The organism is Aerococcus kribbianus, assembly GCF_026805545.1.
Classification (GTDB): domain Bacteria; phylum Bacillota; class Bacilli; order Lactobacillales; family Aerococcaceae; genus Aerococcus; species Aerococcus kribbianus.
In genome coordinates, this window is the sequence record NZ_JAPRFR010000002.1 from 159,747 (window position 1) to 172,784 (window position 13,038).

Sequence of the window (13,038 nt, forward strand, 5' to 3'; positions counted from 1 at the left end):
TATTATGTCTCAGTCTATTCATTCAACTTCGCCTAAAAATATTATCTTTATGATTGCAGATGGAATGGGGGTAGCCTTGGTTTCTGCCTACCGTGAATATGTCAACCAGCATGCTGACGGCCTTCGCCAACCTTGTATCTATAACCACCACCTTGTTGGCCAACAGTCAACCTACTCCTTCGATGGTTGGTCCACAATTACCGATTCGGCGGCCTCATCTACTGCCATGGCGACTGGTAGTAAAACGGCTAATGGTATCATTGGACAAGATAAAGATGGTCAACGTTTAGAATCTGTAGTTGAAGTTGCCAAAGCTCATGGCAAAAAAACTGGTTTAGTCGCCACAGCCGAAGTATCCCACGCCACACCTGCTGGCTTTGGCGCTCATGTCGCTAGTCGAAATGACTATTTTGCTATTGCTGACCAGTACTTTGATGACAAGGTAGGCGATGACTTTAAATTAGATGTCATGTTGGGCGGGGGACGCCACCATTTCATCCGGCCAGACCGCAATCTGGGTTATGAATTTAAAAAAGCAGGCTATGATGTTATCCATACCCATTCCGAACTCGCTGAGTCTACCAATTCTCAAGTTCTGGGCTTGTTCTCTGAATTTGGACTCCCTATGGCTATTGATCGCAATCCACAAGTGATTCCTTCACTTAAAGAAATGACTCAGTCAGCAATTAAGCGTTTAGACAACGAGCAAGGCTTCTTCTTAATGGTTGAAGGAAGCCAAATCGACTGGGGAGCCCACCACCATGATATTGTCGCTGCCATGAGTGAGATTGCTGACTTCACCGCTGCCTTTGAAGCAGCTCTCGACTTTGCTAAAGCAGATGGTGACACCTTAGTTATCGCCACTGCCGACCATGCCACTGGGGGAATGACAATGGGAGTCAATGAAGTTGCTTCCTGGCTTCCGGAATATATCCGAGCCGTTACACAAACTCCAGGCAAAATCGCTAAAGACATGCTTCTTAGTCACGATTGGATGCAAAGCTTAACTGATAATATTGATTTCACCCTCAGTTCCACCGAGCTCAATCAAATTTATTCTACCTATCAACAGAATGCCTTTACCCCGGAACAAAAACGGGTTAACTTAGAAGACACCCTCTGTGAAATCATTGATCGCCGTTCCAACACCGGTTGGACCACTGGCGACCACACAGGCGAAGATGTCAATGTCTATGCCTTTGGACCTGGCAAAGAAGCTTGGGCAGGCTGGCGTGAAAATTCGCACACCGGTCAGCAACTCAAAGCCTGGGCAGCTGGCCAAGACATGACCAGCATCGACCCTTTCGAAGCAGAATAGTTTATATTAAAGTAAAAGGGTGTGACAAAAGTCGGTAAGGACAGAAGCCTTGGACTAAAACACGAAAGATGGCAAACGGCCATCTGAGGGATTTTGGAAAAGGCAGTCTGTTCTGACTTTTGAAGGCCTACTAAAAGGATGAAACGAAAACATTCATCCCCAAATATTCATATATCACAAAAAGGCTGGGAATTTCATCCCAGCCTTTCATTATTAATCTTTATCTAAAATAGTAGCTTTAAAATGACGACAAGCCTAATCTTTCTTGCAGATGATAAATCACTGTTTTCCACCATTTGTCTTCGGCGTAGTGGTCATATGCAACCGTATAGGTATTTCCTCCTGCATTGGTCCAAATCGTTTGATAGTAGCTAGCCACTGCTTGGGCAAATTCAGAATCGTTAGGCGCTGTGACAGCCAGATCAGTTTCCAAATTGAAGTCACCTAAATTCCTTTTAGTGAAGTTAGCTGATCCACCAATAAAGATAGTCTCTTGCGCATTTTTATAATGGAGAAACTTGGCGTGGTACTGCTCACCATGACTTTGATACCAACGAATTTGGAGATTATCACTAGCATCCAATAGTTCCTGGGCCACTACTTTGTTGGGAATCCCTATTTTCTGTTTCCCGAAGGCATCTTGATTAACATCTAAGATAATTTGAATCAGGGCACCACGTTGGTTGGCCTTTTTAAGCGCAGTAACAATATCCCGGTCGGATAAATAGAATAATCCCATTTGTAACTGGTCACCAGCTTTCGCTTGATTAATGACTTGCAATAGCTTGTCTTTAATTTTCTCTTCTGACAATAATTGCACCTTGTATTGGCCTTCATCAGTGTCTGACTCTGTTTGTATTTTATGGGAAAAATCAGCAAATTGCTGGGGATTATTGCCACCAGCATCCTGGTAAACAGCCTGCTCGCTAGTCAACAAGTCATTTTGAACTTGCCCCTTTACGGCTAGGCCAATATTAGAATGCCAAGCCGAGCCGTCATGAGGGTTAGCTGAAATAACCATAGCTTCTTGGTCAGAGACGATCGTTTTGCGATGATTGGCCTTAAAGTTCAATAATTGTAGATAAGACATGATATTGGCCCTAGGACCCATGGGGCGAAAGACATTAGGTAAATAGCCTTGCCTAGAAGGAGCAAACCACTGAAAATAAGTCCGATAAAAGCCTGAATACACAGGATTGGAATCAGGTAGAACCAATAAATCAGTTTCTACCAGCTCAATTCCAACATCACGCATACGTTCATAATTTTCAGGTTCATAAGTGCGATAGAAGGAGTTTAGTGGATCCGTAATAAAAATAATGGGAATATCCGACCGCCGTTTCTTGGCCACCAAACGATCGACTAATTCCTTGGATAAGGACGGAAAACTTTGCTTCTCATGATCATAATCATCTGAGAACAGAAACATATCGATAACAATAAATTCCTCTGCCTCATCGATGACTTGAAACACATGGTCAAAAATTTCTTGGTCATGATTAAGCTCGCCGGCTTGATCAGCATAGCTTAAGTCACGCAGAAACTCGACATCATCAGTCTGGTGAATGGCTCCTACTTGGCTATAATGGTCCGGAATGGGATGGAAATAGTAGTAAACTCCCACTAATAATGGAATCAAAATTGCTAATGCCAGCAGCCAAGATCCCCATTTTATTTTTTTCATTGCACGCCTCCTGATTAGTTTAAAGCTTTAATCGCAGAAAATCCACTTACACTAGTCAAGACTCTGCTAATTAACCAGGGCTTGAGCTAACTTTTAACGATTTCTTTGGGCGAAAATTTCTTGGACTTGCTCATAACTAGCTAGGGTACCAATATCATAACGCCCACCTGAAAATACAAAGACACTAACCGGCTTTTCTTCCAGTAAGTAGGGCATAAAATGACCAGGAGCATCAGGATTATTACCAGCCGCCAAATAATCAGCAATCAAGCTTAGAGTTGACGCTTGGAAGATATAGAAGGTTGGCACTGATAAATTAGAAATGGGCGCTGGTTTTTTCTCTGCAAAAGCTATCGCCCGTTCTTGGTCATCAATTTTGACTACTCCACCGCGTGTCAACTGCTCTTGGTCGCTTTCTTCATAGGCGGCAATAACATCGGTGCCTCTTTCTTGGAAGAAGGCCACAAAATCACGCAAGTCAAAGTCAAAAAGATTATCACCAGCGAGTACCATCAAATCATCATTTAACGTTAATTCTTGGCTAACAAAGTGAATGTCACCGATAGCACCTAAACGGGTCTCATTGGTTAATGTTCCATCATTAAGGACGGTTAGTTTTTTAGAATAGTCTGCTTGCTTGGCCCAAGCTTGGAAATTATCAGCAAATTTATCATTACTCACAATAATAATTTCATCAATAGCATCGACTAAGTCAATTTTACTCACAATATGGTCCATGATGGTTTGACCGGCCACTTCCAGCAAAGCTTTCGGAGTGTCTTTGGTGAGTGGGTAGAGTCTAGTGGCATACCCAGCAGCTAAAATTAATGCTTTCATACTTGTCCTCCCTGTAAATCAACATAGTGAGCGCCATCAGCCTGTTTAGCAAAGGAAATATGATAGGCATCAGCTAATTCCGGATAAGCTTTAGGATAAACCGCATCGACAGCTGCCTTAATTGCTTCTTTAAATTTAGGATTGATAAAGCCAATCACCGCGCCTCGGTAACCAGCACCTGATGGCCGAGCCCCATATACCCCTTCAGTTTCCTTTAGGGTATCGAAAATTAATTTCATTTCGGGAATGCCAGATTCATATTGGTAGAAGGAAGATTCTCCTGACTGGAACATCAATTGCCCAAAACGATTAATATCTCCAGCTGCCCAAGCTTTGGCACCTTCCTCTACTCGATCTTGTTCGGTATAGAAATGGTCAGCCCGTTTACCAAAACGGTCGGGAATGTGGGCACGTTCGGCATCATAAATCGAACGGTCGATGTGGCGGAAGCGCACATCGTCTAATTTAGGGAGGTCGTAACCGCCATGTTCTAGCATCAACCAACCAGCGACGTGACTCTCATCTACCCGATTATTGAAGTCCGTCCCAATCAATTGTTTGGTAATACCTGAGTGAACAATGATAACTTCAAATTCAGGCCAATCTGTTCCTTGGTCAACTAGATCATAGGTCCAATCCAAACAATCCATTAGCATCAACCGATTATCCTCAGACAAGATATTGGCAGACTGGTCAAGGATACCATTCTTCAAACCGATAAATTCAGTCTCTACCCAGTGTGACCAACGAATCAAGTCCATCTTAGAGAATTGGATACCATTAACATCACAAAGGGCCATTAAATAAGCTGTGGTTACAGCTGCTGAAGACGATAAGCCACCAATTGGCAACTTACCAGAAATTACCCCATTAAGACCGGTTTTTAGGACATAGTCTTCTTGAATAGCCAGCACTGCTCCTCGCAAGTAATTTCCCCAAAAGCCCGGAATATAATCTGACCGCGTTTTGACATGGAAGTGTTCCTTATCTGGAAAATCCATTGAATAAACTTGAATATACCCCGTATCACTAGGGGAATAAACCATATCTACACTAGCATCAATAGTTAAACCTGTTACCTTACCATTTTGAAAATCAGAGTGAGCACCAATAGGACAAATTCTTAATGGTGATTGGACACCCCGGATATCTTCATTGGGAAAACGGCTTTGGGATTCTTGAATTAGTTCTTTCATAGTCGTCCTTTCTAAAACACAGAGTCTTCTTGTTATTATAGCATCTTTATCTGCATTCCGGAGATATTTTCACCAAAAAGAACAATAGGGTATTTTATGTTTATAAAAAGAACCTGTGATATTTATCTCAGGCTCTTTAATCTGCTTTTCATTTTATTTTTGACTATCGTCTGCTTTCAAGCGAGGAATAATTTCCCTTTGGAGATAGTCTTTAAAGCTTTGGCTCGTTTCAGGATGTTTCAAGGCATATTGAATGCTAGCCTTAACTAAACCAAGGGGCTCTCCTACTTCATACCATTTGCCTTGATAATCAAAATCATAAATTGTCTGTTCTTGCGCTAAAATATTTAAGGCATCAGTGAGTTCAATTTCTCCTGATTGATCATTGGCTGGTAAAGACTCCAATACCGCAAAAATTTCTGGGTTCAAGATATAGCGTCCACAGATGGCCTTATTTGAGCTGACTTGATTAGTTTGGGGTTTCTCCACTAAACGAGTCACCCGCTCCAAATCACCTGCTTTTTCCGTGGTAATAATACCATATTGGGATACATCTTGGCTAGGTACAGTTTGACTAGCAATTTGCATTTGACCAGTCGACTCAGCTTGAGCAATTAAGGCCTTGGACAATGCAGTATCCTCATCAGACACCATAATGTCATCACCAAGTAACAATAAGAAAGGTTCATCTTGAACAAAAGACTTGGCTTCTAACACAGCGGCGCCCAAACCATTCGGATAGTGTTGACGACGGAATTGAATATTGTAATGACTCGTTGATTCTACCATCTCTAACATAGCTTTTTTGCCCTTTGCGATTAGATTGTCTTCTAATTCATAATTGGCATCGAAATGATCTTCAATGGAGCGCTTGTTTCGCCCTGTAATAATCAAGATTTCTTCAATTCCCGCCGCAACCGCTTCTTCTACAATAAATTGGATGGTGGGCTTATCCATAATGGGAATAATTTCCTTGGCCATCGCCTTTGAGGCAGGCAGGAAACGTGTTCCTAATCCGGCAGCAGGAATGACAGCTTTCTTAATTGGCTTCATCAAAAATACCTCCCTGTTCTAACACTGGTCATGACGGCATACATTAACTATTAATGGTTTGTGGGTTGACTTTGTCCAAGTAATTGTTCATAAGCATAGGCAAATTTAGAAATATCACCTGCTCCCATGAAGACAGCGACATCATCATGGTAATCCAATAATGGTGACACATTATCGAGCGCTAGAACTTCAACTGGTTTAGTTACCTTAGCTGCTAGGTCTTCGATACTAACTTGATGGGTATCCACTTCCCGAGCTGATGCGAAAATCTCACATAAGTAAACCTTATCAGCTAAGTCCAATGCTTTGGCAAAATCATCCATCAAAGCAATCGTCCGGCTAAAGGTATGAGGTTGGAAGATGGCAATAATTTCCTTGTCAGGATATTTTTGACGAGCGGCATCAATCGTAGCTCGGATTTCAGATGGATGGTGAGCATAGTCATCAATAATAGTCATATCATCGATTTTTTTCTCAGTGAAACGACGCTTCACTCCTGCAAAACTCAAGCATTCATTAGCAGCACGTTCTGCATCAAAACCTTCAAAATAACAGAAACCAATCACTGCCAGTGCATTCATAATATTGTGTTTTCCATAAGTTGGTAGGTCAAAGTGCCCATAGAAATGGCCTTCGACATAGGCATCGAAATGTGAGCCAGACGTATCACGTACAATATTACGCGCTTGGATATCATCTTCATCACGGATACCATAATAAGACACATCTTTCACTTCATCTTTAAAGCGTTGGAGATAAGGATCTTCCCCAAAAGCAATGACCTTATTCTTAACTTGTTTGGCAAAAGCCAAGTTAGCCTCATAAACTTGGTCAATATTTTCATAAAAATCAGGATGATCAAAATCAATATTAGTGAAGATGGCATACTCTGGTGCATAAGCAAGGAAGTGTTTTCGGTATTCATCGGCTTCTAAGGCAAAGTAATTGGCGTTTTCAATCCCTTTACCTGTCCCATCTCCAATGAGATAAGATGTTTTAACCAAACCCGATAAGACATGGGCCATCAATCCAGTTGTTGATGTTTTCCCATGCGAACCTGTGATGGCTACAGAGGTAAACTGCTTGATAAACTCTCCTAAAAAGGTATGGTAGCGGGTCACAGGAATGCCTAATTCTTTGGCACGAACGACTTCTTCATGGTCATCCCCATAGGCATTACCACAAATCACCGTCATGTCTTCACTGATATTATCAGCAGAAAACGGTAAAATCGGAATACCTGCTTCTTCTAAGCCACGTTGGGTGAAAAAATAAGTATCGACATCTGACCCTTGGACTTGGTAGCCTGAGTCGTTTAATACTTGAGCCAAGGCAGACATGCCTGACCCCTTAATTCCAGTGAAATGATAAATTGTTTGCGTCTTATCCATTACGATTGCTCCTGACATCTCTATTCTTCTCGGCGACGATTGAAGTCGCGCATAAAGGCCTGACTTTGTTTGCCAGTCCGTTCTTGGTCCATAATATCGGCAAAGGACCGGTTTAAATGTTTACTCCGTTTACGTTTATTAGCAAAATTACTCTTATCATCCTTAATTTGATTACCCTTAGTCCTTTGAGTCTTGTTCTGACTTGGACTAGCCTGTTGCACGGGTTGATTTTTTTCTAAGGCTGACTTATCCTTATTCCCCCAAATAGAAGGCACTTGGGTTGGCTTAAAAGGTTGACGGAACTGATAATTTCGATAATCCTCCAATTCCTTACGAATAGCCTGGTGCCGTTGCCGACGTTTCTGCATGAATTCATTTTCCTCACGCAAGGCCTCATCTGCCATGGGGTGTTGGTAGGCACTTGGTCTCGTTCGCCGCTGACGGTCAATGGGCTGATACTCCCTATCACCTTGGCTAAAATCGGATTGCTTAGGGCGCCGATTACTCCCTGACTGGAAGGAATAGGCATTTTTCTTTAATGCTTCCTTATGGGCAGCGTCTTTAGGAACATACCAATTCATATAATTAGGAAAGCTGGTCTTCTGACGCTGCTTGGTTTTTCGTTCATTATTCGGTTTTTCAAAAAACGGGACGAAATCCTTACGCGCCATAGACCCTTCTCCTCCTCGCTATAGAGCTAGCTGTTCACTTGTTAATTGGTCAAAAGGAGTACCCAACTCTAAATCAAGCGGCACTTCCATGATACCCTTTTGTTTATGTTCTGGGTCGCGGCCTAATTCATAGGCTGAACACAACATTCCTTGACTAGCGACACCTCGTAATTCCCCAGGACGAATAACCTGACCATTAGGCATCACTGCCCCTGGTAAGGCAACAATGACGCCCATATCAGCATGGACATTACTTGCCCCACAGACAATTTGGTAAACATCCTCACCAACCTGAGTTTCTGTCACATGCAAGTGGTCAGAATCCTCATGGTCGACACAAGTCAAGACCTTACCCACCACAATACGTGGCTCATTCTCATAAGGAATAGGATCATAACCTTGCTCATAAATCAACTGGTTGAGGGTGTCCATTTGCCCCTCACTCAGTTGGACATGACCATTCCCTTCGATTTCCAAACGTTCAGAAATATGATGGAAATTGTAACCAAAAGTTTCTTTGGTTTCCTTATTGTAAATACGAGTGACGTTAGCAATGGTCTCGACAGCAATTTTCGAGCGATCGAGATGCCCCTTAGAAAACATCAATACATCACCAACACCTTGGCGATTATAAAAACTAATCCACATAGTGATAAATAACTCCTTTTTTTATGAACCAGGCTTAAACAGCCTCTAACAAAAAACGTCTAGTATTACCTAGACATTTTTAAGAAAAAATGTTCATATTCCCTCTAAAATTATATAACGACACGCTATAAAAGGCAAACCTTTCCCTAATGGTCTTACTATATTTTTAGTAGAGAAATTGCTATACTAATATAGAATATAGTGGAAAGGAGCTCTATTATGCGTGAAGAAACAAGCAACTGGCGTGACTTTACAGATGACAATAGTGATTACCTATTAGGAGGTATTCTATTAGGTTGCGGTCTAGTTATTGGAGGTGTAGTAGCTAGCCTCATCGCCAACCGCCAACAATCTGTAAGTGGTAAAGATGTCTTAGAAGATGTCAAAGCTTATTTTGAAGCTGATGACACGGATGCCCCAATTGAAGGCTCATGGATCGAACTAAAACCAATCCCTAACCAACGCTATGGTCAAGAACAAAATATTTACTTCGGTGGCCTCTCCCGTACCGAAAACAAAGAACTTGTCCAATACGAATTCAAAGCCAATGCTGAAAATGGCCAAATCCTAGAAATCTATAAAGTAAAATAAAGCTGTGATAAAAAGCGTCAGCACTTGCGTTTGGAATCCGACGACAGAGTGAAACGAAAAAGCGACCCCGCCTTAATAGTGGGGTCGCTTTTTTTCAATATTATTTGAAGTGTGCCAATAAATAATAAATGGCTTGACCACGACTTGAGAATTTTTCCTCATATTCCGTCATAACATTATCGGGAATCTCACTGTTGTGGAGATCTAAAGAAATATCGTCTACAACCATCCCATATTGGGACAAGCTTACTAGCGAATATTCAAATAAGTTTTGGTTGTCTGTCTTAAATTGTAAATGACCATCCTTTTTCAGTACCACTTGATAATTCGTCAAGAAGTTTTCATGGGTCAAGCGTCGCTTAGCGTGCTTACTTTTTGGCCAAGGATCAGAAAAGTTCAAGTACAGTTGACTGATTTCCCCACTTTGGAAAAATTCCGTTATTTTTCGCCCATCTGCACGAATCAAACGCAGATTAGGCAAATCGACTTCTAATGCTCTTTGTAATGCAGTAACCAACACACTGTCAAACATTTCTAAACCAATAAAATTAATATTTGGGTACTTTTGGGCCATATTTACGATAAATTGACCTTTCCCCGACCCAATTTCAAGGTGAATGGGGTGGCTGTTTTTAAATTCATCCTGCCAACTGCCAACCAATTTTTCTGGCTCAGCAACCACATATTCAGGATGGTCAGCCAACATATCCTTAGCCCAAGGTTTATGTCTCACTCGCATTAGCCTACTCCTTTACTAACTATTGATAGACGCGATTTTTATAGATATGTTTTAACTTAATGATGCGAGTATTTAAAGCCAAATACCGGTCCTGACGGTAATCTTCCTTAATCAACAAAAGTAAATTTAATAAGGAATACCATTCCAAGCGGAAATAATTACTCGCTTTTAAATTCAAGCCATATCGATCTAGCCATTGCTGCCAATTTTCCCAAGGGATGTATTGAACCAGGACCTGAGCGATATCAAACATTGGATCAGCAATTTTCACCATTTCCCAGTCCACCAAATACAAGCGATTCTGATCAGACAATAGAAAATTGCGCCGATTTAAGTCACTATGACATACCGCCTGCGGACCATCAGCGACAAAATTAAGGGTCTCCTCAAGGTAAGCAGCAATTTCATTTAAAAAGCTATGGCTAAGTAAATGGGGATGCAGCTCCTTATGATAGTCAGCTAAAAAGTCTGCCGCTTGGTAAGTGGTTCCCCCTATCTTCTCCAACATGTTATAGAGATGCTCTGAGTGGTGATATTTATTTAAGAGATTAATGACGTTACTTCCTTGCATCATTTCTGCAGACAAGACATCAGACGGTAGCCACTCTTGTGCCGTGACCACATCTCCATTTGAGGTGCGCTTGGTCCAGACCAACTTAGGGGTAATCCCCTCCATTGATAAGACAGCTAGGAAGGGAGATGAATTACGTTTCATAAATAAACGCTCTCGATTGTTTGAAGCCATAAATGCTTCGCCAGTATCCCCGCCAATAGGTTCCAATGTCCAATTTTGGTCAAATTGATATTCCAAGCCTGACACCTCCTCCAATAAAATAAAAACAGCATTCATAATTGTAGGCTTTATTTGTCTAATAGTCAATTAGAAAAAGCGCTTGCTGTTGGCTTTTTCAATTTTCTTCTTAAAGATTAGGGGTAAGATCAGCCCCCCTATTAAAACCAAGCCCAATACCAGCATCAAGGCAAAGCGCCAAGGTTGGAAAATAAAGGCAAAAATAATAAAGAGCATGCCCTGTATCAACATCGGCTGAGCGACAAAGCGTAGAAAACCGCGACCACGATCTGTCCCTCCTACAGGTGCAGTGAGGACCATGGGATGACGGTCAAAATGTTGAAACAAAGGCCAAATTTGAAAATGGCTAAAATATTGAACCACTAAAATAATGCCTAATGATAACCAGGCATCTGGTAAAAAAACTAAGAAAACCAGGCCTAGAATCGTGAGCCGAGCCCAAATTGGGAAGAATTCTGGACTCCGCCAAAAACTACGTTGATAGAGATAATAAAAAGGTGTCTTAGCTTTTTTAGCTGACAAGAGTAAACGATCTAAGTAAGAGCGGCGTTTAATCTGTTGTGACACTGTTTTAATATCCACAAAAAGCGCCATTAATTTATCATTATTTTGCTGGCGTTTTTCTTCATCACTCACCAATTTTTCCCAAAACCAAGTTGATTTTTCTTGAGCAAAGGGGCTCCTTTGACTTAGGAATAAAGTTAGGCAAGATACAGTCATCAAAAGCAAGCCCAACCATGGCCAAGACGCCAAAGCCAAGGCGATAGCAAGACCACTTACAATGATTAAACCCCACCGCCATTGAGCCATTTTGACTACTTTAAAATGATAGGCTTCAAAATTCGTCACCATAATAGCGAAGCTAGCGATGGCTAAACTAATAGCTAAGGGGATTAACTCCAGCCAAGTCCAGGCCCGGCTGGCCCAAAGATAAGGATAGGCCACAAGCAAATAAGCAGCCAGCCAAAGTAAAGGACTAAGCAATGATTGAAAAAAGCTACGCTTAAACCAAGCAGTAAAAGAAGCTTCCATCGGTAAGAGAAACATGGTATCAGCTGCTTGTATATATGTTTTGGCTTGACCCAGTAAAATTATTACTAAACCGGTCAGCAAGAAGATGCCATCTGCCCATAATGAAGGCTCGGTGACTGTTTTCAACCAAGCTCGGTATTGAAAAGCCAAGGCTCCCAAGAGAAAAAAGAGAGCCAAAACTAAGTGATCATTAAAAATGTACTGAGCATACTTTAAGAAATAATTTCGCCGCTCTTGTCGACGTTTTTGATAGAGTTTAGCTAAGGGCATGGCCAGACTCCTTTGCTAAGTGCAGGTAAATTTCTTCTAAATTGGCATCCGGCATTTGAAACTGGGCTTGAATGTCAGCCAAACTACCGTCAGCAACCAAATGCCCTGCTGCTAGGAAAAGATAACGATCACAATATTGTTCGGCCCGTTGTAATTCGTGGGTAGATAATAAGACACTGGCACCCGCTTGTTTGCGTGCTTCCAGCATTGCAATAAAATCATTAGCTGCCAAAGGATCCAAGCCTAAAAATGGTTCGTCAATCACGTAAAGACTAGCCTCAACCATAAAAGCACAAGCAATCATTACTTTTTGCTTCATCCCTTTGGAGAAATGAATAGGTAACCAATCAAGCCGTTCCCACAAGCGAAATTGCTCTAATAATGGACGACTGGCTGCTAGAGCCTGGTCAAAATCCAAGCGGTAAGCCATAGCAGTAAACGCTAAATGTTCTCTTAAGGTTAATTCATCGTAGAGCACAGGCATTTCCGGTATATAAGAAAATGCCTGCCGGTAAGTTTGGTTATCTTCTCCTAGGCTTAACCCATTGATGCGAACTTCTCCTGCTAGAGGTTTCAATAAACCGATAATATGTTTGATAGTAGTGGACTTGCCTGCCCCGTTGAGTCCAATCAAACCGACAATTTCACCGTCTGCAATAGTGAAATTTAGGTCGTGAAGGACAGGTTGTTTAGAGTAACCGCCACTGAGATTACTAACTGATAAAGTCATACAGTCTCTTCCTTCTCTCCATTGATTAGCCTTAGTGTATCAAATCTTGGCCCAGTAACCTATTAAT

Annotated in this window: 13 protein-coding genes; 2 read left to right on the top strand and 11 right to left on the bottom strand. The window is 41.6% G+C overall.

Going from position 1 to position 13,038, the window contains the following annotated elements:
* Positions 1-4: 4 nt before the first annotated feature.
* Positions 5-1,318 (top strand): alkaline phosphatase, encoded by a 1,314-nt coding sequence (locus OW157_RS05690; RefSeq protein ID WP_268752392.1) that lies wholly within the window; start codon positions 5-7, stop codon positions 1,316-1,318.
* A 238-nt stretch (positions 1,319-1,556) separates the two neighbouring features.
* Here the strand turns inward: OW157_RS05690 and OW157_RS05695 are convergent, their stop codons facing one another.
* From OW157_RS05695 to ytpR, 7 genes are all read right to left on the bottom strand, one after another.
* Complete coding sequence (locus OW157_RS05695) at positions 1,557-3,002, bottom strand: phospholipase D family protein (RefSeq protein ID WP_268752393.1); 1,446 nt, start codon at positions 3,000-3,002, stop codon at positions 1,557-1,559.
* Between the two features lie 93 nt (positions 3,003-3,095).
* Entirely contained in the window at positions 3,096-3,839 is a 744-nt protein-coding gene (locus OW157_RS05700) for a nucleotidyltransferase family protein (protein ID WP_268752394.1), read from the bottom strand.
* Positions 3,836-5,035: a GHMP family kinase ATP-binding protein gene (locus OW157_RS05705; protein WP_268752395.1), complete on the bottom strand. Its 1,200-nt coding sequence runs from the start codon at positions 5,033-5,035 to the stop codon at positions 3,836-3,838. Before OW157_RS05705 ends, OW157_RS05700 begins: the two co-directional genes overlap by 4 nt.
* A gap of 153 nt (positions 5,036-5,188) precedes the next feature.
* On the bottom strand, positions 5,189-6,088 hold the full coding sequence (locus OW157_RS05710; RefSeq protein ID WP_268752396.1) for a UTP--glucose-1-phosphate uridylyltransferase: 900 nt from the start codon (positions 6,086-6,088) through the stop codon (positions 5,189-5,191).
* Positions 6,089-6,138: 50 nt separating this feature from the next.
* A complete protein-coding gene (murC, locus tag OW157_RS05715) occupies positions 6,139-7,479 on the bottom strand; it encodes a UDP-N-acetylmuramate--L-alanine ligase (protein ID WP_268752397.1) in 1,341 nt (446 codons plus the stop codon).
* Positions 7,480-7,499: 20 nt separating this feature from the next.
* Entirely contained in the window at positions 7,500-8,150 is a 651-nt protein-coding gene (locus OW157_RS05720; protein ID WP_268752398.1) for a hypothetical protein, read from the bottom strand.
* A gap of 18 nt (positions 8,151-8,168) precedes the next feature.
* Complete coding sequence (gene ytpR, locus OW157_RS05725; RefSeq protein WP_268752399.1) at positions 8,169-8,798, bottom strand: YtpR family tRNA-binding protein; 630 nt, start codon at positions 8,796-8,798, stop codon at positions 8,169-8,171.
* A 219-nt stretch (positions 8,799-9,017) separates the two neighbouring features.
* Between ytpR and OW157_RS05730 the strand changes: the two genes are divergently transcribed.
* Positions 9,018-9,389: a PepSY domain-containing protein gene (locus tag OW157_RS05730; RefSeq protein WP_268752400.1), complete on the top strand. Its 372-nt coding sequence runs from the start codon at positions 9,018-9,020 to the stop codon at positions 9,387-9,389.
* A gap of 100 nt (positions 9,390-9,489) precedes the next feature.
* Here OW157_RS05730 and trmB read toward each other — a convergent pair whose 3' ends face one another.
* The 4 genes from trmB to OW157_RS05750 are packed head-to-tail and all read right to left on the bottom strand — an operon-like array spanning position 9,490 to position 12,971.
* Complete coding sequence (gene trmB, locus OW157_RS05735; protein WP_268752401.1) at positions 9,490-10,128, bottom strand: tRNA (guanosine(46)-N7)-methyltransferase TrmB; 639 nt, start codon at positions 10,126-10,128, stop codon at positions 9,490-9,492.
* 19 nt (positions 10,129-10,147) lie between these two features.
* Entirely contained in the window at positions 10,148-10,948 is an 801-nt protein-coding gene (locus OW157_RS05740; RefSeq protein WP_268752402.1) for a phosphotransferase family protein, read from the bottom strand.
* Positions 10,949-11,008: 60 nt separating this feature from the next.
* Positions 11,009-12,241, bottom strand: a complete 1,233-nt coding sequence (locus tag OW157_RS05745) for an ABC transporter permease (RefSeq protein ID WP_268752403.1) — start codon at positions 12,239-12,241, stop codon at positions 11,009-11,011.
* Positions 12,228-12,971 (bottom strand): ABC transporter ATP-binding protein, encoded by a 744-nt coding sequence (locus tag OW157_RS05750; protein ID WP_268752404.1) that lies wholly within the window; start codon positions 12,969-12,971, stop codon positions 12,228-12,230. The genes OW157_RS05745 and OW157_RS05750 overlap by 14 nt, the downstream gene beginning before the upstream one ends.
* Between the last annotated feature and the right edge of the window lie 67 nt (positions 12,972-13,038).